The sequence below is a fragment of the Candidatus Saccharimonas aalborgensis genome, from assembly GCF_000392435.1.
GTDB lineage: Bacteria > Patescibacteriota > Saccharimonadia > Saccharimonadales > Saccharimonadaceae > Saccharimonas > Saccharimonas aalborgensis.
In genome coordinates, this window is sequence record NC_021219.1 from 172,739 (window position 1) to 193,170 (window position 20,432).

A 20,432-nucleotide genomic window follows, 5' to 3' on the forward strand; every position below is an offset into this window, starting at 1 on the left:
GCGCAGCCCCAACACCTGCGGGCACGCTGCGCCCGCTCGCCCCACCAGAAAAACCCTTTGGTTATTTTTTTGAGATTTCCCCCCGCCGAATTTCTTTTGTTGTTGTAAGGGGTGTTTTCTGGTGGTGGCGCGTTACATATGCTCGGTGTAGTACAATAGATCAGAGATGAACTGGGAAGTATTTGTCGTTATCAACCTAATCACCGCTTCGTTGCTCGTACCATTGCAACGTCTTTTATTGCGCCGAGAAGAAACTGATCCGTTGACTTTTATTGTTGTGTCACAGGTTATTACCGGTGCCCTACTTATACCATTCACGCTTGCACATGGCTTTGAGTTCCCCGACATTAATAAATATGGCCTGCTAATGATTACAATGTTTGGGCTTTACAGTATCGGACATTATCTCTATGCGCACACGCTCAAGCGTGTCGAAGCTTCTGTATTCTCAACGTTGCTCAACACGAGCACAATTTGGGTAATTGCAATGGGTTATCTTGTATTGCACGAAGAGTTGCATCTCTCGGATATTGTTGGGACGGTTATCATCATGACAAGTGTGTTTATGCTCATGGAGCGTAAAAAGAAACATAGGCTACACCTTGAAAAATCTATTCTCATGGGATTGCTTGTCGGATTAATATTCGGTGTCGCTTTGTCAATGTGGGTATACATAGGCAAAGGCTCGGACTTATTGTCATGGATAACAATTAGCTTCTTCGGAACGCCCCTTATTATGCTTGCCGTGAAACCAAAGGTAGCACGAAAAGCAAGGCACTTTTTCTCTGGTGAGTTGCTACCTAGAATGTTAATACTTGCTGTTGTATGGGCGGTTGATAATCTTGCCTCACTGGCTGCATATCAGCATGGTAACGTCAGTATTATTGCACCGTTGCTGCAAACAAGCGCAATCTTAAGCGTACTCGTTGCGATTATATTCTTAGGGGAAAGAACTCGGTTACGCTGGAAAATTGCTGCATCTGTTGTTTGTTTTATCGGCGTTGTACTGATTATTAGTTTCTAACAAATAATCCGGTGAAGCAATGACAGCCCTAGTTCGTGATATAATATACATGGGACTGCTTAGGCAGTCGGTACGTTTTTATCATTTTCTGCTCGCTCGAGGTGTTGTGACATGGCAACTATGCCATAAATAGTCCCCCTTTAATGTGATTCTTGTAATGCGTTAATGTGTGGCTATTACGCCCGGCTTCGCCGGCGCGAGACCTACCGGTTACGGAGCTTGTCTTTGTACCGATACGTTTCTAGAGGCCAAAGTACGTTGTATGACCTTTTCTGGACAGTGCGGAAAGCGAGACCCCGCGTATGCGTGGAGAAAGGAAATGTGATGAACTTACAGCGTACTAAATATAAACGTACGACTCCAAAGTCTCTTACTGAATACTCATCAACGAGCATCAGTCTGGGCGATGGCTTCAAGCTACTGGTTCAAACCATAGTGAAAATCATCGAAAAGTACTTTGGTCTCCTCTATGTTTCTATCTATTAGGTAGGCGCATACGGGAGAATATGGGGAACACGGAGGAACTAGAAAAATTATTAGCAGACTACCCCGCCGAGGCGAGAGTTTTTTGTGCATTAGAACCAAAACGCGACGGTACGTCGCGTCCTATTATCAAGCCAAATAAGCCGCTCAATCAGTGGCTCAAGCGTATGAAACGCGCTTTGTATCGACAACGTAGAGACTGGCCGACGTTTATTCACGGCGGAGTGAAAAAGCGAAGTTATGTATCATTCGCTCGCCCTCACGCCAACAAGAACACCGTCATTACTATTGACATAAAAGACTGTTTTGGCTCCATAACACAAAGCGAGGTGCAACAAGCCCTCGTCAGTAAACTCGGCTTACCGGACGGCCTTGCCTCTCGGCTTGCAGCAAAATTGTGCTACAAACGCCGCATACCACAGGGTTTTGCAACAAGTAGCTATCTGACCAATCTATATCTCAACGACACACTACTGAAAATCAACCGCCAACTTAAGCGCAAACAAATTGACATGACTGTGTACGTCGATGATATTGCGCTGTCGGGACAAAAAGTTGATAGTGCGGTGATTATCAACCTAGTCACGCTTGAGCTATCTCGCGCGCGGTTAGCAATAAGCAAGGCTAAGGTGAAAGTTATGCGCTCTCATAGTCCGCAAATTATTTGTGGACTTGTTGTCAATAAAGGCGTAGCCCTTTCGCGACAAAAACGGAAAGAAATTTTTTCAGATATAGCCAACGGACGTATGAGCGAGACAAGTTTACAGGGCTGGCTAGCGAACTTAAATATGATAGACAGACGGCTTATGAATAAGTTGCAAACATACGCTACACAAAAAGGCCTGGTGGTAGTGAGCGCGAAGCGCGGCGGTCTTGCCGCCTAGGCGAAGCCTCAACACCTCTACTGCTTGCAGTAGTCGCCACCACCAGAAAACACCCTTTACAACAACAAAAGAAATTCGGCGGGGGAAATCCAAAAAATGCAAAAGGCAGGGCTGGCGGGACGGGCTTGCGTTTCTCGCAAGCAATCGGCGGGGTTTGTTCACGCATTTCGCTCAAAATGGGTTCGAGCTTGGTTGTAAAAATACACCAAATCAGGACAAAATTGCAAATTCGGGCGGAAGTTTGCGCTCCGCCCCAGCCAGAAAAACCTTTGATTGTTTCTTTTTATAATTTCCCTTGCCGTGTTTTTTGGAAACTGAAAAGGGTGTTTTGGTTTGTCGGTTCTACCTTATGGCAAAAAGGAGTTGTAAAGAGTACAATTTAAATATAACCCTAAACCAAATCTCTGTTTGGCATGGTTTATAAATCCACAAAGAGAAACAGCTCGTCACGGGTACTTCTTTTTGTGTTCGCGTGGGGAAACCCGCGCGGGTGGTCGCAAGGCTGCCGCTCGTGGCGAGCTTTTTGGTACGTCACGAAAATATTGCCAAATAAGTAAAAGGGGCTAAAGTGTCAAATAGTAACGAATGGTATAAAAGAAACACGTCAATCATACTTCTACTATTTTTCTTTTTTCCAGTTGGCCTCTACCTGATGTGGAAGTATGCAAATTGGAATAAGGTAGTAAAAATAATCATTAGCGTGCTGTTGGGGCTGACTGTTATTGTAGTGTTAACTAACCCGCCAAAAGAGCCGGTTAAAGATACTCAAGAAACGAATACGGAGCAGAGACAGCAAACTCAACAAGCACAACCGCAACAACCAGCTGCGAGTGCATATAGCTACGACTGGGGTAATGAGGGGACAAATACTTACTGGTTGCTCGCGAAAGATGTAGACAACAGTAGCGCAGACTTAAAGGATCGCATCAAGGCTACAATAGCAGACTTTAGCAAGAAAGTTTCGTTCACGACAAACACCCTAGTCAGTGTCACAGATAACGCTAACGTATTTAAGTGCGAAACATTGGCGGGAAAACCAGGCTACACGGGGTCTGAATATGTTGCTTGTCTAAACGAAGCTGGAGGCAAAGACGCCTATAATGCCGCCACTTCTGCGCATAATATTGCTCTTTATAGCCATAATTTTAAGTACAATATGGACGCCACGGAGTGCAAAGATAAATGTAATGAACTAATGTTCTATCCCGATGCGTCAAAAACATCTGAGCAAGCAAAGTATAAAGAAACGCTATACTGGAAACCATAGGAGGTGTTATGGGATTATTTAGTGTTAGTGAAGAAGAGAAAGCAAAGCGAGAACAAGCGAAAAAAGAAAGCACAGCAGCTAAAGAAGAAGCAGCATTTAGCGCCTCGCCCGTCGGAAAAGCGCGCCAAGCCTACGAAGACGGTCTAAAATACTATCAAGTATCTTTTGATTTAGAGCGAGTTGGGACTAATTCTGTTAGTGTTATGGCACGCAGACAAATTAAATCAACATGCGACCCTGTCGGGGCAATTCTAACAGCCATCGACGATGAGGGATGGCAACTAATCCAGGCGGGCTATACTTTCCGCCAAACCCACCAAGATAGTCGAGATAAATTTCTATCTAGCGGCCAGCAGGTCGCCATTACTGGTCAGACAGTTGGCTTATACCTCTTTAGGCGCAGGCCGTAATTGTGTTTAGGCGGTGGCTTTGTCGCCTAGGGCGGAGCTTAGCCACTCCGCTCGTAATCGGTTCGAACTTGGTTGTAAAACTCCACCATAGAAAACACCGCCTCAATGGCGGTATTTTCTATGGTAGTACACAAGTTTCCAGTTTCTGGGACCAAGCCCCTTGCTTTGTTTATTCAGGCAAATTGGTAAAACTAACGCTTCTTAGGGGTGAACACCATACACCATACACTCTATACACTATACCTCCTATCCATATCTCCTTTATTGCGAAAAAAACCTTTTACACAAATCGTCCGTAATTTTACCGAATTCATCATGCAAGCTCTTAGTATTTTTGAGCGAGATATCCTTCCAGTCTATAAAATTTTTGAAGGATGCGACTTCAGTGGGCATTCCCACATCATTTTTCATAAGTTGTCTCTCACAGTACTCGATGATTAGCTCCTCTGCTTGCTGCGTACTCTTCTCAGCTATCGCTTCAAGGTATTCAAGTTCTTCGATATGAAGTATTACAAAGGGATAGAGTTTGTTCCTAGATAGTGTGGGAGTAACCGATGAAGCATAGCCATTGTAGTAACGACGATTAATTGGATCTGCGGGTAAGTCATCTTCTGTAACGAGTATAGGCACAATGATGTCAGGCAACTTATATCCAGGGATTTGCACTGCATTGTCACGAAGAAGTGACACGAAATGGTCAATTTGCTGAAGACCCTTGCGTTTATGCTTTTTTTTCGGGTTCCTGGTCTTTTTAGTGCCAAATAATTGTTGAAGCGAACTCTTCATGTTTGGACGCGAGGCATAAAGCTGCATTTTATAGGGGATATGAAGGGCTTTAGCCTCAATGATAAGCAAAGCTTTATTACCCAACACTAGACCATCTGCAAGCTCGCCGTATCTTTTGATGGTAAAGTTCCTAATGACCTTACTGGAACCAAATCCACTCTCAAGTCGGTCAAGTGCATATTTCTCAAACCCAACTGACCAAGCTTTAGGCAGCAAGCCAAGTCTGCTTTTATCATCGACTCGGTTCAAATATTCATTCATTTGCCAATAAACACCGAGTGTCGTCCTGTTAGCCAATAACCTAGGTGAAGCACACATGATTTTTTGTTGCCCAATCATAATTACTGGATGTCTCATAAAAACCATAAAATTATTCTGGTGCGGACTTCCACGCAGAACTGTGCTGATAACCTCTTTGTTCTCTGATTCATAATCTTGCAGTTTCATCGTATATAACCCAAGTAGTGTTTGTAGCTGCTCAGGAGTAAGCTTCATTTGAGAAAAATAATCCATATCTCTGACGACATCGTTATCTAAATCTGGCTCTGAGCTATGAATTGACCATTCAGTCATAAGCGAGAAGCCAAAACCAATATAGTCAGAGATGGTTACCCCCGTGGCATCAGTGAATAACTGCTCAATATCCAAGTTATGGGGATTTGAAGCACAGCGTTTAACAATGAGCGTTGTCCTTGCTAGCTGATGTAGTATATTTGGGCGGGACGTTAGGAAGCTCTGCTCAGCGAAAGCCATTCGCATTCGCTCCACAGCATATTTGGTCATCTTTGGTTTGCCATTTACCATTCTGTAGTGCATGCCACGCGGAGCAATGGCACGATGCGTCCATTGTTCGGTTAATACCAATAGCCATTTACCAAACTGTTCAAGCTGTTCGGGAGTTGCTATATCCTGGCCAGCATCCGAGTCGCAGTTATCAATCGCAAGTGCAATAAGTGCCAATAAGGGAGGTTCTGTAAAGAACACCCACTCGTCACTCAGCCCCTGATTCTTTCTGGCTTGAAACAACTTGGCGATTTTTTCTCTGGTTTCCTGCGAGAAGAAACTTCTGAGTAGTTTAATCTGTTCATTGTTGTCTTTTACGGGAGTTTTATAAAGAACGATGCTGAGCTTTGACGCTACAATAAGGACAGCCCATAGGTTGTAGTCTTGTAACTCTTTGCCTACTTGCTTAACACTACGCATTTCTCCGAATATATCTGAGTAGCCAAAGTTCACGTTTACGTAATCTGCAACTGCCATAATGTAAGTATAGTTTATAAGAGTAAATGTCCGTTGGTTTACGTGCGTACTATTTGGCCGTTACCCTTGTGTATGTAAGTAAAGGAGCTATTTAAGGGGTGGTGAGGCGGTATTTTCTGTGGTGCGATACGATTTTTAGTTTCGAGGGCCAAGTTTTTGCATTGTCTATTTAGGAGAGCTGGCAAGAATGTACATATCTTGGGACTCAACCGTGAACCCGATACAGTATATCTCTTGACCTAAAACTATCAGGTACTGAGTTCCTTGCGCCAGACCGTACAGTATCTGTGTTTCTCCTTGGCTGCAACATCGTCTGCAATCTTCGCAACTCGTGGATCAATCCTTTCGAACCCAAGCGCTTCATAAAACCGGTTATTCCAAAATAACGTCATGGCCGTAAGATCACGTATGTCCTCCTCACCCACAACATACAGCCCAAATAGCTGCTTCGTCAGCTCGCTACCTATACCCCGCCGTCTCGCATCGGGATGCACTACAAGTGATTCCATGTACGCATGGGGAGGCCGAAGCTCAACTCCAACACAGCCAACCAGTGTTTCCTCACCTGGTACATACGCGAGGAGCCAGCCGTCATAGTCGGCAATATCTTCCGTTGATAATTTACCCAGACGTATCAGTGCTTCAACACTATGCTCTATATTGGGCGTCATTGTTTCGAGAGGGGGATGTTTCGATATGTCGATAGATTTCATATTTCAAATATACACTCTGAGGACGCGCCACCAAACCATAAACCTATAACTCAGCGAGGCGTGGGTTGGTCATTTACATCACTGATTAGTTTGTAACGATCACCGTTGGCTTCAAGCAATTCAGTTTAAACATAGGAGCCCGCATTGAACAATCGTTCGGAGTATAGCTACAATGACGATTTGTACGTACGGTAGCTTCCGGGATTGGTGTGAATATAACGAAAGATGTACACCAGAGAAAACTTTTCGGTCACAGGAAGGTCATTATTAATCAACACTATTTAGTCTAAGCGTATTTTATATATGACCTAATCGTTATGTAAACCTGGACAGTAAATAGTACCGAGATTATGATATATGTCGATATCGTTACCGGCCCCTGTATGGCCGACGGGAAGAATAGTCGATAGAGCCCCCTAGCATAGTCATGAGCCACGCAGTCAGCGTGATGAGCACTGGCCAGCGCCGCGTCCATACATTGTGTACGGTCACAAGGTAAAACCCAAAGGCCAGCAGCACAAACCCATTGAGATAGACCACATGTTCGCTCACCTGAGAGTTGTAGATAGGGAGCGTCACGATCTCGGACAAAAAGAGTGCCGACAGAACAGGTCCGGCAAATCGGCCAACCTTTTTTGATGCGGTGATCTCGACGCGTGTGGTCATGCAGACATCTTAACAAATTTTGTCAAACAATCCCACTAAAACTGAAACTAAATAAGAAACCGGCGTAGGTATATAAACCTTTTGCTACACACTAAAGAGATTCTTGTATTACACTATACATATATGTCACGACAACAAAAAAATGACCCTAGGTCAAAGGAATCCGAAAAACAGCTTCAGGCTGATTATTTACGAGAGAGAATCTATAGTGGCATTACCCTTCTTGGCGTTAGCGCAGGCCTCCTCGCAAATACTGCATACATCTCTGCCAGTTACGCGCTCACGACAATAGTATCCGCCGCACTTGGTATAGGACTGGCAAGCATTTTTGCAGAACTTGTGTCATATCGCGTTATTCACGACAGAGCTATTCCTCGACGTGAATTCTTGCATCACCTAAGAACACACCGAGCTTTTCTGGTCGCTGCAGCCCCATCACTTATATTTATTCCTGCTGCGGCCCTCAGCATCATGACACTGCGAACTGCGCTCGTAATAGACATCGTTCTCGGGGTATTTAGCTTATTTGTTATCCTCATCCGTTCAGCAGTCACGCCAAAGAATACGTTGGCATCAATCACCGTATCGATTGGAATACAGGCGATTATCGCAGCTCTTGTGATTGGTCTAAAGATAGTAAAATAACCTAGCACTTCATAGTCATAGTTTTATTGACAGGCACTACCAAACAGCTCACCATAGGTAACTTTACCTATTTGGTCTTTTTTCTGATCAGCAACGCGAGCGCGACACTCGACTGCCTTGAGGTCTAGCTCACGCTGAGCAGCTTGCCTCTGTTGCTCTACTGCTTGAGCTCGCTTAGCTGATTCGTTCTGCAGATACATATACCCCATCGACCCTATAAGGCCCAAAATGAGGATGATTGCTGCAGTGATATATTGTTTACGACTAAACTGTATCTTTGGAAGTTTTTTAGTCTTTTTCACAGAGTGGACGCCCACTTCTGCCTTTGCTTCAATAGACGACATCATGCGTGCAGACGTTATAGCTTTACGCCCGATTTTGCGACGATATAAACCCTCTCCCCGTCTCGCATGTTGTGGTTTCATCATTCCTATCATAGCAAATCCAGGGTCCGTTTGCTAGCGACATATCCTCGACCTTGATAAAAATAGCCACCTCTTGTAGAATGGATGTTGTGTGGCTCTTTAGCTCAGTTGGTAGAGCAGAGGCCTGAAGAGCCTTGTGTCACTAGTTCGAGTCTAGTAGGAGCCACCATACGAAAGCATCCCTCGTGATATGAGGGATTTTTTCGTGAGGTGACACAAGGCTCTTCAGGCCTTGGCCCTTCGAGCGGTTAATTGAAGCTGAGGGCTCTGTCACTAGTTCGAGTCTAGTAGGAGCCACCATACGAAAGTATCCCCCCATATCTAGGAGGGATTTTTTCGTAAGATTGCATGCTATAATACCCGTTAGCGCGGGTATCGTATAACGGCTATTATATGACCTTCCCAAGGTTGAGACGGGAGTTCGACTCTCCCTACCCGCACCATTTCCAGTTATGACTAGAGTTGATTTTTCACCAAGAGCACAACGAGTCGTCGACATTACCTTGAGCGAGGTAGCGCATCGCTATGGCGACGGGATAAACCCCGGATCAATCGCTTCATGTCCCTATCACGATCTTGAACATTCGACTGCCGTCATGGAAAGTGCTGTCCTATTGGCTTCACGGTTGCATCTTAGTAGAGCCGCCCTCGAATTGGCCGCTCTGAGCGGCGCAGCTCACGACGTCATTCGCGAACACGCTGAGGATATGACACCGGAGGAAGCAAGTGCTGCATGGCTTCGCCGCGTCATGCTTAACAATGGATACACAATTGACGATACTACTGTAACTACCCGGGCAATTCTTGCCACAACTGCCCAAATGCTTGAATCGGGTATCGTTGTCCAGCAAACGGCTGGTCTTAATGCCGATTCAGAAGCTAACGCGGTAGCACTCTGTGTAGCGAGCGCAGATCTCCGGGCCCTCTATATGCCGACCGGACCGCGTGCAGCTCATGATTACTTTCGTGAACTGCGAGGACTATCGGGCGAGGAGGCTCCGGCAGATTTAGAGGGATTGCGAAAGTACCAACTTGGAGAAGTAGCACTTACTAGTGGATACCGCTATCCACTCGATGTAGCTGAGGCGCTCTTTGCACGCGATCGTGACGATATCGTTGCCCACCACAAACGACTGATTGATCTCCTTGATAGAGGACTTATTTCTTCCTGGGATGATGTCGTACAGCTAGACCTCGAGTATTACGAGGCTCATACCCAAAGATAACTATTTAACTTCTTTGGCCATAAAATCTTTGACACTCTGCACTGTGTCCATAAATTGACTGGGGAAAATAATCGTTGAGTTCTTTTCAACCGCAATCTCAGTCAAGACCTGCAAATTTCGAAGCTGTAATGCAATCGGGTGTGCAGAGATGATATCAGCCGCTTCACCTAACTTTTGGGCACTCATTTGCTCACCCTCGGCAGCGATGATCTTTGCCCGGCGCTCGCGCTCTGCCTCGGCCTGTTTGGCCATGGCACGTTTCATATCCTGAGGTAATTCGATATTTTGGACTTTGACACTGTCGATGTTGATGCCCCATTTTTCGGTTTCGCCGTCGACGATATCTTTGATCTGCTGGCTCACCTCATCTCGTTTACCGAGCAACGAATCGAGTTCAACATTACCAGTGACGTCGCGAAGTGCAGCCTGCGCAAACTGGCTTGTCGCATAAATATAATTTGCCACCTCTAGAACAGCTTTATCGGCATTGACGACGTTGAAATAAACAACTGCATCGACATTGATGGTGACATTGTCTTTTGTGATAACTTCTTGCTTAGGAATATCGATGGTATTAGTGCGAATATCGACTTTTATCATTCGCTGGAACACTGGTACTACAATGCGCAGTCCTGGCTCACGTATACCGCTAAACTTACCGAGAGTAAGTACAACCCCTCGCTCATACTGATCGATAATCTTTATGCCACTTGCAATAATTGCCCCGACAAACAAAATGATTGTGATTACTGCACCTTCCACTGTATCCTCCTCGACATTACATAGATACCAGTAGTATAGGATGTTCAAAAAATATTAGCAACGTCTGCCCTACTTGTCGCGAGAACTAGGCCGTGATAGCATGGACTGACATGCGGGTGTAGTTTACCGTCAAAACGCTGGCCTTCCAGGCGAGAAACTCCTGGTTCAACTCCGGACACCCGCACCACAATCACAGTACATCCCTCGACGAGCTTCGCAGATGCGTGGCTCGTTTTCAAACGAGCGACTCTGGGGGTATAATGATAGAGGAAGATGAAATTGATACATACAGCAAAAAAAGCCCTCTACATTTCGGTAGCGAAGTATTTTCGTTACTGGTCAAACAAGAGCCTGCGGCGCTGGAATCCGCGAGTTATTGTCGTAACGGGGTCGGTTGGCAAGACAACCATGCTCAATCTCATCGAAACGCAGCTCGGACCGGCGGCTCACTATTCACACAATGCCAATAGTGCCTTTGGGATTGCCTTCGATATCGTGGGGATGCGTGGTATTACCAGCAGCAAGCTGAAATGGCTGTATCTGTTCATCGCCGTCCCCCTCCGATCACTTTTTTTTACCAGACATGAAAAATATTATGTTGCCGAGATTGACGGAGAACGCCCCCGCGAAGCCTCACTGCTTGCCGAATGGCTACGTCCCGAAGTAACTGTCTGGGTGAGCCTGGGCAGAAGCCACGCGGTGTTTTACGATGCAGTGGTCGCAAGCGGTCGCTATGGGTCAGTCGATGAAGCTATCGCCGATGAATTCGCTTCACTTGCCCGAAACACCTCAAAGCTCGTAATCGTAGATGGCGGCAACCCGGCCATGACCACACAGATCAAAGATATTAGCGGCAAGATAGTTGCCATAACTGACGCAGCATTGCACAAATACCACGTCTCGCCTACCAGTGCATCATTTGTAATGAGTAGTGGCACATTTTCTTTTTCAGATCCAATGCCAAAAGAGACGTACGTCCAATTGGCGATGCTTGAGCAGCTCATGAACTATCTCGCTTTGCCGATTACCCACGATGTATCGTCATTTTCGTCACCACCAGGCAGAAGTCGTCATTTTGCAGGCATCAAAGACACACACCTGATAGACAGCAGCTACAACGCACACCTCATCAGCATGCGTTCAATGATTGCGATGATGCAGGCTATGCCCGCGACGCACAAGTGGGCGGTCATCGGCGATATGGTGGAGCAAGGCAAGAGCGAGTCCGAAGAACACCGATTGCTTGGCGAGCTCCTCTCAACCACAGATTTCGAGCAAATTATTCTGGTGGGGCGACGAGTTTCTCTACATACTCACCCCGCTATCAGTTCATCCAACCCGCAAAGACACGTAGAATCATTTGCAAACGCACGCGATGCACTGCAATATATCGTCGATCATTTGCAGGGAAATGAAGTCCTGCTCTTTAAGGGTAGCCAGTACCTCGAATGGATAGTCGAGAAGTTACTTCTCAACCCACAGGATGTAAGTAAATTAGCTCGCCAGGATATTGCATCAGTTAAGCGCCGAGCATCTTGGGGGTTATCATGACAGCGCCTCTCGTCATCATCCACGGCTGGACCTACACAATTAAGCCATGGGACAAAACTGTTGCCATTCTCAAGGAGATGGGAGTGGAAGTACATCAACTCCGTGTGCCAGGACTGACACAGCCGTCTGACGCCGTGTGGACAATCGATGCGTACGTCGCCTGGCTCGATCAGGAACTACAAGCAATCCCCAATCCAATCGTCCTAGGGCATTCAAATGGTGGTCGTATTGCCATGCATTATCTAGCACAACACCCCAATCGTTTCAAAAAGCTTATTTTGCTGAATAGTGCCGGCGTCGCTATCTCGTCAACGAGCCAGTCGCTGAAAAAAACTGCAGTGAAAGCATCAGCAAAGATACTCAAACCGCTCAAATATATCCCTGGTGTTCGACGTGTAGTGTACCGCGCGCTAGGAAGCGACTACGGCAGAGCACCAAAAAACATGCAGGCCACACTCAACAATATGCTAGCAGCCGATAAAGACTTCTCTCCGCGTATGATCGCTACCCCAACGATCATGCTGTGGGGGGAGTCGGATAACGTTACGTCGCTCGCAATTGGCAAAAAAATTGCCGATGAACTCCCCACGGCAACGCTCCATACCTTTCCGGGCTGGGGACATGCGCCGTACCTCACTCACCCAGAACAAGTGGCTGACGCAATTATGGCTGCCATGCAGGAGAGCGCGTGATTTTTCAGTCAATCGGCTCACAGTTTCGGGCCCCAGATATGTGGCGGCATCTGACTGCTCATGCTTCGCGTGATTCGTCTACGAAACTCACCCACACACTTGAGGCAACATTTGGCGGAAAGGCCTTTTTGTACCAAAATGGCAGAAGTGCGCTCGCGGCAGCCTTAACCCAAATCGCGTTAGATCATCCAGGCGCATCGGTCGCGGTGAACGGCTATAGCTGCTTCGTCGTACAAGAAGCGGTGCATGCGGCTGGTTTGACACCAGTATTTCTTGATATCGATCCAAACGCTCTCCATTTTTCGGGTGATACCCTAGCGAAAGCGCTCACAGAAAACACCGATATCAAAGCAGTGGTCGTTCAAAATACCTTAGGCATTCCGTGTGATATAGAGACGATTGAGCGAATCACTACAAAACGAAATATTTGTCTTATCGAGGACCTGGCTCATTCTGCTGGCTTACGCTATGGCGACGGTCGTGCGGCAGGATCTGTTGGGGCCTTTGTCATCCTATCATTTGGCCGCGATAAACTACTCGATACGGTGAGTGGCGGTGCACTCATTGTGCGTCAATCAACAGATACAAGCAAATTGCCTCAGCATGAGCTACTTGCACCGCTGGGAACTCGCCTGAGAGATCGTTTGTATCCATTTTTTACCTGGATAGCACGCATGTTGTATCCGATAAAAGTTGGCGGCGTGTTACTACGGGGGCTCCTGTGGACAAAGCTCATTTCACGCTCGGCGAGCGGTAGTATCAACCCGTCCTACACGATGCCTGCTTGGCAAGCCGAATGTGCGCTCTATCGGCTGAAGGAGCTAGATCATGATATTGGTCGGCGAAAGGCGCTCCAGGAAATCTACCAAGAAAGACTACCCTCACTCATCGTAGCCGATACACCCGTGCGTGTCTCGATCATGGTAAAAGATCGTGCTGCGGTGCTGCGCGCCCTCCGTGCCCACCACTATTATCTTGATGATATTTGGTATGATAGTCCCATCGGCCCGCGCCGGCTTTATCCCTCTGTAGCCTTTCCTGAATCACGCTGTCCTCACGCTGTCTATGCAGCAGAACACATCATCAATCTCCCGACTCATGTGTCTGTCGACAAAACAACTGCTCGACATATTGCTCAGATCATCGCCGAGGAAGAAGCATGAACCAATTCAGGATGTGTAGCGATAAGGCCACGTGGGATCGCTATCTCGCAGATTATCCTGAAGCAAATTTTTTGCAGTCATGGCAGTGGGCAGAAACATATGCTCGGCGTGGCAATACCATACTGAGGCATACGCTCACCGATGATGGTGTAGTAAAAGCAGTAGTCGCTGGCGTCACACATACTGCCCGGCGAGGAAAATATTTAGAAATCGCTGGCGGACCTTTGGTTGACTGGTCTGACACTCGCCTCGTTACTCTCCTCATGAATCATATTGCGACATTTGCCAGAGAGCAGCGGTGCGTATTTGTGCGTATCCGACCACAAGCACAGACCGTTTCATTGACACAGTTTGGTCTCCGTCCTGCACGTATGCATCTTCATGCAGAACATACCAGCATACTAGACATTGGCCGTGACACCGAGGTATTGCTCGCCGCCATGCGCCAACAAACGCGCTACGAGATACGACGCGCACCAAAACGCGGCATTAGCATCTCCTCAAATAGAGCGTCGGTTGAAATTGATGAGTTCATTGAAATGCAGTACCAAACTGCCCATCGCCAGGGATTCACTCCCTCTTCGCCCGATTTCCTCCGTGAAGTTTGCCGCCAATTTGGTGACGATGCGCGTCTCTACCGCGCACAAAAAAATGGTCAGACGCTCAATCTTGCGCTTATCTTACATTTCGGTAAGGAGACGGATTATTATGAAGCGGCCTCGATACCAGCAGCACGCAACGAACCCGGCGCTTACGCTATTTTGTGGCAGGTTATCAATGACGCCAAGCAGCGACAGATGTCGCGTGTGAACCTGTGGGGAATTGCACCGTCCAATTCCGGGCCAGCTCATCGCTACGCTCGTGTGACGACATTCAAACGTGGTTTTGGTGGCGACGACACTACCTATACACATGCTCATGATCTCGTCCTCAGGCCCATTGCCTACACAAAAAACTGGCTTGTTGAATCCATACGAAAAAAAAGGAGAAACGTATAAATGGCATACGAAGTGAAAACGGTTGAATCAAAAGAGCAATGGGATTCGTTCGTCACATCACACCCCGAGGCCAACTTCCTGCAATCATGGCAGTGGGGAGAGTTTCATACATCGCGTAGCAAAACGATCGTCCGTCGCGGTATCTACGATGACAACAAGCTTGTCGCCGTCTACACCGGACATGTCGAGCCAGCGCGTCGTGGGATTCATTTGGAAATTGCAGGTGGCCCTATCGTAGACTGGCAAAATCAGTCTCTCGTAGAGAAAGTATTTGCAGACATTGCAGATATGGCAAAAAGACTTGGCTGTGTCTATGTGCGAATCCGGCCTCAACTCCTCGATAGTCCAACCGCTCGGCATCAATTTGGCAATCTTGGTCTCAAAAAAGCGCCAATGTATCTGAGTGTGGAGCTAGCAGGTGTGATCGACCTCACAAAAACCGACCAGGAAATACTGCAGGGGATGCGCCAGCGTCTCCGACGGGCCCTCCGAAAAGCAGAAAAGAATACTATCACCGTCGAAAAAAGTACTGATCCTGCGGCGATAAAAGAGTTCTATAAGATTCAGCTTCAAACTGCAGGACGACATCAATTTGTAGCATTCTCGGAAGACTTCCTCACCAAGCAATTTGCAGCATTTGCAAAAGATAATTCGGCAGTCCTCTATACCGCAAAGTACCAGGGAGAGATACTTGCTCAAAACTTTATGATATTTTATGGCAATGAAGCCTCCTACCATTATGGGGTTAGCACCGAACTCGGCACGACACTCTCTGGTGCACCACTGCTACATCTCCAGGCAATGCGCGATGCTCGCGAGCGAGGTATAACTCGTTATAACTTCTGGGGTATTGTTGACGAGACCGATACTAACCATCGATTTTACGGTGTGAGTGTCTTTAAACGCGGCTTTGGAGTTGAAGAGCTACGATACCTACCAGCCCATGATCTGATCATCAACCGCACCGCTTACCTAAAGACAAAGCTTATCGAGACGACCCGTCGAAAGATCCGACGTGTCTAAACGCTGCTACTTACTGCTCATGCTATAATGATCTCTAGTGAAACATATCTATGAGATACCGGTGGCACCCTGGCTCGCTACATTGAGTACAAAAATTGGTATGCCGATCACGCTCGCAACTATTCCAGAGGATGTTGTCGAGCAGATAGTCTCTTATCACATGGATACGGTATGGCTGATGGGGGTATGGCAACGCAGTGAAGTAGCGGCCGAGATTAGTCGAGCTGATGAGCAACTCTGGCACGAGGTTGTCGGAATCCTCCCCGACGCCACCAAAGACGATATCATAGGATCGGCCTATGCAGTAAAAGCCTATCGTGTTGACCAACGATTCGGCGGCGAAGATGGTTTGGCGATTTTTCGAGAGCAGTTGCGTGCCCGCGGTGTCAAGCTTCTGCTCGATTTTGTCCCCAATCACACGTCATTTGATGCACCATGGCTAAAGACAGACCCCGAGTATTACATTGCCGCTCGCCGAGATGATGCCAACGAACACCCTGAGCGCTACTACCAAACGGAGCAAGTCTGTATTGCCAAAGGTGCCGACCCAAACCTGCCACCATGGCCTGACGTCGCTCAGGTAAACGCCTTTTCGTCAGCATACCGCCTTGAGAGCAGTCTGACTCTGCAATATATCGCCAGTCTCTGTGATGGTGTACGCTGTGATATGGCGATGCTTCTCCTGAACGACGTCGTCGAACATACTTGGGCCGAAAAAGCGGGTCAACGACCCACTGAAGAATACTGGTCAGAGGTTATTGGCTCGGTAAAGGCGCTTTATCCATCATTTATTTTTATTGCTGAGTGCTACTGGGACACGGAACGCACTCTCCTAGAGCTGGGCTTTGATTACTGTTATGACAAACGTCTTTACGATGCTATGGTTGCTCGCGATGAGAGCGCTATCGATAATCGTCTCAGTGTACTGTCGGATGTCGCACCCCATCTGGTGTACTTCCTCGAGAATCATGATGAAGCGCGAGCAGCGACCGTCTTTAGTCCAGATGAGCAGACGCGGTATGCCCGAAAAATTATTACATCGCCAGGAGTTTGCTTATGGTATGATGGCCAATTTGTCGGCAATCAGGCGAAGCTTCCTACCCATATTGGACGTGCACCGATCGAAAAGCCAAACGACGAAATTTGCGATATTTACAGAGAGTTACTCGTCTAAATCTTTTTTCAGCGGGTGCTCACTACACTCGACAATGACACCCTCGAACGGGCGCAACATGATTGTGCCGTCTTCGGCAATTTCCGGATAATCAACCGGATGCGTACAACACAGAATACGTCCTTTATGTGGAAGTTTCACCGTATTATCAAGTCGTCCGAAATTGAGAGCAACGTAGATATGCTGATCACCCAACCAGCGAGCATACGAGAATACATCGGCCTCAAGCTCGCCAATCGCCTCATAGGTACCAGTCCGCAAAATCTCATAACGGCTTCTCATGCGCAGGAGTCGACGATATAGTGACAAAAAAGAGTCGGCTTCGTGTTGTTGTGTTTCAACATTGTGATGTCGTACAGACTCCCCTAATGGTAACCAGGGTTTTGCCTTACTAAATCCTGCATATTGACCCGTCTGCCACTGCATTGGTGTCCGCTCTGGATCACGCGTCGAATCGATATCTCCTGATGTAAACGCTCGTAGGTCTTGGATATCCTCCTGTTTAACTGGGGTATTGGGCATACCCAATTCGTCACCATAGTACACCGTCGGCAAACCGGGTAGTGACAGAAGGAGGAGTGCCATCAAACGGGCCTGCTCATCACCGCCCATTCTTGAGACTAACCGTGATTGGTCGTGATTACCAAAGCAGTACACGGGTGTATGCTCATCGGGATCAAGCATTCCCTGAAACTCAGTGATAAATGTGCGGAACGCATCGGCATAAAAGTCGGTCCACACGCCCTCGAAGTTAAATGGCATCGCTACTTTAGGATTGACACCATAAAAGCCAAGGTATTGCTCTTTTGTGCTGTAATTGGCGTCAGGATAGTCTTCGAATATCATGATACGATTATCGTATTCGGCAACAACATCAGTAAGCTCACGAAGATAGGGGAAAAGATTTTTCCAGAAACGACTATATTTATGAATGTAGTGGTTGTACTCACCCTCTGTCCCGTCCATCGCCTTTCTGACAATTTCTGTCAAAGGATCGTTTCGGAACTTCGGGTCTTTACTTAGCCAGCGTACCGCGTCCGCGCGAATACCATCGATACCGAGATCGAGCCAAAAGCGTACCACGCGTTTCATTTCATCGCGTACCATAGGGTTGTCCCAATTAAGATCGGGTTGCGCCGCCAGAAAGGTGTGGAGATAGTATTGGTTACGACCATCATCATACTCCCAGGCAGAGCCCCCAAAAATACTCAGCCAATTGTTTGGTGGACCACCTCCAGGAGCGGGATCTCGCCATGTGTAATACTCTGCGTAAGGTCCCTTTCTTGATTTACGTGATTCCTTAAACCATTCATGCTGGTCACTGGTGTGATTTGGCACAAAATCGATCATGACGTTTATATTTCGTGCATGCGCTTTCTCGATGAGCTCCTTAAAATCATCTAGCGTCCCAAATAGTGGATCAATATCACAGTAGTCGCTCACGTCATAGCCCATATCTGCCATCGGTGAAGGAAATATCGGTGAAAACCATATTGCATCAATATCCAGCGAATCTTTTTGGCCTTTTATGTAGTCCAGACGGTCGATAACACCCCGAATGTCACCTACACCGTCGTTATTCGCATCCATGAAACTACGTGGGTATATCTGATATATTGCGTTCACATCTCGCCAAGAAAGACTCATTGCTTTTCTCCTTCATCATCCAACGCTGCATAGACGCCGTTTGTCCAGCCAAAGCCATCCTGAACCTCATACTCTCCGCCACCACCCAGTTCTCCGGGATGAACGACGTTGTATTTTTCAATCATTTTTTGATACTTTGCATACACTAAGTCGTTTGCGAGTAGCCAACGGCGTCGAATTTCATTGGCAAGTTCATGATACCCATATTCCCTCAGGCCGTGGATTGCCACCCACTGAAGAGGCGCCCAGCCATTTGGTGCATCCCACTGCTGTCCGCTTGTAACAAGGGTTGTTACAAGTCCACCGGGCTTCAGAAAGTCGGTTTCAATTCGCTTCGCTAAAAAGGCTGCTTGCTCCTTCGTAGCAATTTTTGTATAGAGAGGAAACAATCCTGCCAAGGTTACTCGTCCGCTTGAATTATATGTCGACGTGTCATAATCACAAAAAAACCGTTCCGATTCATCCCAGCAATATCGCCGAATAGTCTCTGCTCGCCGCTCAGCAGCTTTTCGAAACGACGTAGCCAGGAGGGGCTGCTTGATAAGTGTGTAGGCTTCTGCGATGGTGGATTCAAGCGTATAAAGCATACTGTTGAGGTCAATTGCCGCCATGTTTGTGGTCTGAATTGATTGAATTTCATCCGCCACGCGAAACCAGCGTGAGCTAAAATCCCAACCACTCTCAGCGCCTGCCCGTAAGTTAAGATAGAGCTGTTCTTTAGCGTTCTCGTCACTGATATTCTGAGCTGTTTGTCGGTCCTCACGGCTCATCTCGGGACGTGGTGTGTGCCTATCATCAAAGTATCGCCCAAGCAGCGCACCGTTTGGCATCCGTACTAATCGATTGTGGAGCGTTGGGGTGCTCTGCTTCATCGCCTCCCGTCGTCCGTGCGTCCAAAAACGGTATTCGATAAGCAAATATGGAAGGAACTCAGCGTATGTCCGCGTGCGCCCCCTACGCTTCGCTAGCAATATTATCATTTGAGCAAAAAACGGCGGCTGGGAGCGACTAAGGAAATAGCTGCGGCTAGCATTGGGGATCCTCCCATACTTTCGTAGCATATAGGCATGGTTTCGTACCATACCAAGAAGTATGTCCCACTTATCGTCAGCAGCAAGACCGAGCATGATAAAGTAACTATCCCAATAAAACTGTTCGTCAAACCTTCCCCCCGGCACGACATACGTATAGGGGAGTGCGAGTAACGAACCGTGTTGTTTTCTATTGGTACGTTCTAGGTAGGGCCATAGTTGCCGTATATGTTCACGCGCAGTCGCCGCAGTAGCAGGCAAACTCCCTGACTTCTTGTTTAGGATAGGCTGTGCCTCAAAGTTAGTATCTACGAAGTCCTTGAGGGAAAAACCAGCCTGTTGCCGCTGCACTTCATATTGTTTTTTTATTTTTTTGCCCTTTGGAACCATATCAACAAATCGTTTTCCATCGCCCAAAACTTGAGTAACTTGAACATCTTTAAGAAGATCACCATAGCTATCCTCGGGACTCTGAGGCGTTCGGCCCAGGGTACCCGCCACTGCAACATATGTCGATTTCACTTTTTCGACATGACGGCGAGATGTTTGTTTTTTTCGCAAAATGCGCCTAAACATATCTTACTATTATAGAGGTTACGGCT

The 20,432-nt window shown here is 47.2% G+C and carries 20 protein-coding genes and 4 tRNA genes; 17 read left to right on the top strand and 7 right to left on the bottom strand.

What is annotated here, in order from left to right; all coding sequences use genetic code 11:
- Window positions 1-166: 166 nt before the first annotated feature.
- The 5 genes from L336_RS00860 (at window position 167) to L336_RS00880 (ending at window position 4,068) form a co-directional block, all read left to right on the top strand.
- Window positions 167-1,024 carry a DMT family transporter gene (locus L336_RS00860; protein ID WP_015641328.1) on the top strand — a complete coding sequence of 286 codons (858 nt, stop codon included), beginning with the start codon at window positions 167-169 and terminating at the stop codon, window positions 1,022-1,024.
- Window positions 1,025-1,348: 324 nt separating this feature from the next.
- A complete protein-coding gene (locus L336_RS05880) occupies window positions 1,349-1,510 on the top strand; it encodes a hypothetical protein (RefSeq protein ID WP_160142751.1) in 162 nt (53 codons plus the stop codon).
- A gap of 20 nt (window positions 1,511-1,530) precedes the next feature.
- Window positions 1,531-2,391, top strand: a complete 861-nt coding sequence (locus tag L336_RS00870) for a reverse transcriptase family protein (protein ID WP_015641329.1) — start codon at window positions 1,531-1,533, stop codon at window positions 2,389-2,391.
- Between the two features lie 568 nt (window positions 2,392-2,959).
- On the top strand, window positions 2,960-3,658 hold the full coding sequence (locus tag L336_RS00875; protein WP_015641330.1) for a hypothetical protein: 699 nt from the start codon (window positions 2,960-2,962) through the stop codon (window positions 3,656-3,658).
- An 8-nt stretch (window positions 3,659-3,666) separates the two neighbouring features.
- Window positions 3,667-4,068, top strand: a complete 402-nt coding sequence (locus L336_RS00880; protein ID WP_015641331.1) for a hypothetical protein — start codon at window positions 3,667-3,669, stop codon at window positions 4,066-4,068.
- Window positions 4,069-4,329: 261 nt separating this feature from the next.
- Here L336_RS00880 and L336_RS00885 read toward each other — a convergent pair whose 3' ends face one another.
- From L336_RS00885 to L336_RS00895, 3 genes are all read right to left on the bottom strand, one after another.
- Window positions 4,330-6,114, bottom strand: a complete 1,785-nt coding sequence (locus L336_RS00885; RefSeq protein WP_015641332.1) for a hypothetical protein — start codon at window positions 6,112-6,114, stop codon at window positions 4,330-4,332.
- A 248-nt stretch (window positions 6,115-6,362) separates the two neighbouring features.
- Window positions 6,363-6,827 carry a GNAT family N-acetyltransferase gene (locus L336_RS00890; protein WP_015641333.1) on the bottom strand — a complete coding sequence of 155 codons (465 nt, stop codon included), beginning with the start codon at window positions 6,825-6,827 and terminating at the stop codon, window positions 6,363-6,365.
- Between the two features lie 369 nt (window positions 6,828-7,196).
- On the bottom strand, window positions 7,197-7,493 hold the full coding sequence (locus L336_RS00895; RefSeq protein WP_015641334.1) for a hypothetical protein: 297 nt from the start codon (window positions 7,491-7,493) through the stop codon (window positions 7,197-7,199).
- A 123-nt stretch (window positions 7,494-7,616) separates the two neighbouring features.
- Between L336_RS00895 and L336_RS00900 the strand changes: the two genes are divergently transcribed.
- The gene (locus L336_RS00900; protein ID WP_015641335.1) at window positions 7,617-8,138 is read left to right on the top strand and encodes a hypothetical protein; all 522 of its coding nucleotides are present in this window, start codon (window positions 7,617-7,619) and stop codon (window positions 8,136-8,138) included.
- A 23-nt stretch (window positions 8,139-8,161) separates the two neighbouring features.
- Here L336_RS00900 and L336_RS00905 read toward each other — a convergent pair whose 3' ends face one another.
- The gene (locus L336_RS00905; RefSeq protein WP_237738786.1) at window positions 8,162-8,566 is read right to left on the bottom strand and encodes a hypothetical protein; all 405 of its coding nucleotides are present in this window, start codon (window positions 8,564-8,566) and stop codon (window positions 8,162-8,164) included.
- 90 nt (window positions 8,567-8,656) lie between these two features.
- Here L336_RS00905 and L336_RS00910 point away from each other — a divergent pair.
- The 4 genes from L336_RS00910 to L336_RS00920 all read left to right on the top strand — a co-directional run bounded on the left by L336_RS00910 (window position 8,657) and on the right by L336_RS00920 (window position 9,789).
- Window positions 8,657-8,732: transfer RNA gene (locus L336_RS00910), tRNA-Phe, on the top strand.
- Between the two features lie 26 nt (window positions 8,733-8,758).
- Window positions 8,759-8,863: transfer RNA gene (locus L336_RS05885), tRNA-OTHER, on the top strand.
- Window positions 8,864-8,931: 68 nt separating this feature from the next.
- Window positions 8,932-9,006 (top strand) — tRNA-Gly (locus L336_RS00915).
- A 9-nt stretch (window positions 9,007-9,015) separates the two neighbouring features.
- On the top strand, window positions 9,016-9,789 hold the full coding sequence (locus L336_RS00920; RefSeq protein WP_015641337.1) for a hypothetical protein: 774 nt from the start codon (window positions 9,016-9,018) through the stop codon (window positions 9,787-9,789).
- Here the strand turns inward: L336_RS00920 and L336_RS00925 are convergent, their stop codons facing one another.
- The gene (locus tag L336_RS00925) at window positions 9,790-10,551 is read right to left on the bottom strand and encodes a slipin family protein (protein ID WP_015641338.1); all 762 of its coding nucleotides are present in this window, start codon (window positions 10,549-10,551) and stop codon (window positions 9,790-9,792) included. It lies immediately after the preceding gene.
- Window positions 10,552-10,663: 112 nt separating this feature from the next.
- Between L336_RS00925 and L336_RS00930 the strand changes: the two genes are divergently transcribed.
- The 7 genes from L336_RS00930 to L336_RS00960 all read left to right on the top strand — a co-directional run bounded on the left by L336_RS00930 (window position 10,664) and on the right by L336_RS00960 (window position 17,152).
- A tRNA-Gly gene (locus tag L336_RS00930) sits at window positions 10,664-10,738 on the top strand.
- A gap of 86 nt (window positions 10,739-10,824) precedes the next feature.
- The gene (locus L336_RS00935; protein WP_015641339.1) at window positions 10,825-12,102 is read left to right on the top strand and encodes a glutamate ligase domain-containing protein; all 1,278 of its coding nucleotides are present in this window, start codon (window positions 10,825-10,827) and stop codon (window positions 12,100-12,102) included.
- The gene (locus L336_RS00940) at window positions 12,099-12,794 is read left to right on the top strand and encodes an alpha/beta fold hydrolase (RefSeq protein ID WP_015641340.1); all 696 of its coding nucleotides are present in this window, start codon (window positions 12,099-12,101) and stop codon (window positions 12,792-12,794) included. The genes L336_RS00935 and L336_RS00940 overlap by 4 nt, the downstream gene beginning before the upstream one ends.
- Window positions 12,791-13,957: a DegT/DnrJ/EryC1/StrS family aminotransferase gene (locus L336_RS00945; protein ID WP_015641341.1), complete on the top strand. Its 1,167-nt coding sequence runs from the start codon at window positions 12,791-12,793 to the stop codon at window positions 13,955-13,957. The genes L336_RS00940 and L336_RS00945 overlap by 4 nt, the downstream gene beginning before the upstream one ends.
- Window positions 13,954-14,955, top strand: a complete 1,002-nt coding sequence (locus L336_RS00950) for a lipid II:glycine glycyltransferase FemX (RefSeq protein WP_015641342.1) — start codon at window positions 13,954-13,956, stop codon at window positions 14,953-14,955. Before L336_RS00945 ends, L336_RS00950 begins: the two co-directional genes overlap by 4 nt.
- The gene (locus tag L336_RS00955; RefSeq protein ID WP_015641343.1) at window positions 14,956-15,978 is read left to right on the top strand and encodes a lipid II:glycine glycyltransferase FemX; all 1,023 of its coding nucleotides are present in this window, start codon (window positions 14,956-14,958) and stop codon (window positions 15,976-15,978) included.
- Between the two features lie 37 nt (window positions 15,979-16,015).
- Window positions 16,016-17,152 (top strand): alpha-amylase family glycosyl hydrolase, encoded by a 1,137-nt coding sequence (locus tag L336_RS00960; protein WP_015641344.1) that lies wholly within the window; start codon window positions 16,016-16,018, stop codon window positions 17,150-17,152.
- Here L336_RS00960 and L336_RS00965 read toward each other — a convergent pair.
- Window positions 17,141-18,799: an alpha-amylase family glycosyl hydrolase gene (locus L336_RS00965; RefSeq protein ID WP_015641345.1), complete on the bottom strand. Its 1,659-nt coding sequence runs from the start codon at window positions 18,797-18,799 to the stop codon at window positions 17,141-17,143. The genes L336_RS00960 and L336_RS00965 overlap by 12 nt on opposite strands.
- Complete coding sequence (locus tag L336_RS00970) at window positions 18,796-20,406, bottom strand: trehalase family glycosidase (protein WP_015641346.1); 1,611 nt, start codon at window positions 20,404-20,406, stop codon at window positions 18,796-18,798. Before L336_RS00970 ends, L336_RS00965 begins: the two co-directional genes overlap by 4 nt.
- Window positions 20,407-20,432: the final 26 nt, after the last annotated feature.

Bases quoted from the DNA above. Each gene is read 5' to 3' on its own strand.
- L336_RS00890 (WP_015641333.1), bottom strand. From the start codon at position 6,827: ATGAAATCTATCGACATATCGAAACATCCCCCTCTCGAAACAATGACG.
- L336_RS00955 (WP_015641343.1), top strand. From the start codon at position 14,956: ATGGCATACGAAGTGAAAACGGTTGAATCAAAAGAGCAATGGGATTCG.
- L336_RS00880 (WP_015641331.1), top strand. From the start codon at position 3,667: ATGGGATTATTTAGTGTTAGTGAAGAAGAGAAAGCAAAGCGAGAACAA.
- L336_RS00870 (WP_015641329.1), top strand. From the start codon at position 1,531: ATGGGGAACACGGAGGAACTAGAAAAATTATTAGCAGACTACCCCGCC.
- L336_RS00940 (WP_015641340.1), top strand. From the start codon at position 12,099: ATGACAGCGCCTCTCGTCATCATCCACGGCTGGACCTACACAATTAAG.
- L336_RS00920 (WP_015641337.1), top strand. From the start codon at position 9,016: ATGACTAGAGTTGATTTTTCACCAAGAGCACAACGAGTCGTCGACATT.
- L336_RS00965 (WP_015641345.1), bottom strand. From the start codon at position 18,799: ATGAGTCTTTCTTGGCGAGATGTGAACGCAATATATCAGATATACCCA.
- L336_RS00860 (WP_015641328.1), top strand. From the start codon at position 167: ATGAACTGGGAAGTATTTGTCGTTATCAACCTAATCACCGCTTCGTTG.
- L336_RS05880 (WP_160142751.1), top strand. From the start codon at position 1,349: ATGAACTTACAGCGTACTAAATATAAACGTACGACTCCAAAGTCTCTT.
- L336_RS00895 (WP_015641334.1), bottom strand. From the start codon at position 7,493: ATGACCACACGCGTCGAGATCACCGCATCAAAAAAGGTTGGCCGATTT.
- L336_RS00885 (WP_015641332.1), bottom strand. From the start codon at position 6,114: ATGGCAGTTGCAGATTACGTAAACGTGAACTTTGGCTACTCAGATATA.
- L336_RS00905 (WP_237738786.1), bottom strand. From the start codon at position 8,566: ATGATGAAACCACAACATGCGAGACGGGGAGAGGGTTTATATCGTCGC.
- L336_RS00900 (WP_015641335.1), top strand. From the start codon at position 7,617: ATGTCACGACAACAAAAAAATGACCCTAGGTCAAAGGAATCCGAAAAA.
- L336_RS00950 (WP_015641342.1), top strand. From the start codon at position 13,954: ATGAACCAATTCAGGATGTGTAGCGATAAGGCCACGTGGGATCGCTAT.
- L336_RS00970 (WP_015641346.1), bottom strand. From the start codon at position 20,406: ATGTTTAGGCGCATTTTGCGAAAAAAACAAACATCTCGCCGTCATGTC.
- L336_RS00935 (WP_015641339.1), top strand. From the start codon at position 10,825: ATGAAATTGATACATACAGCAAAAAAAGCCCTCTACATTTCGGTAGCG.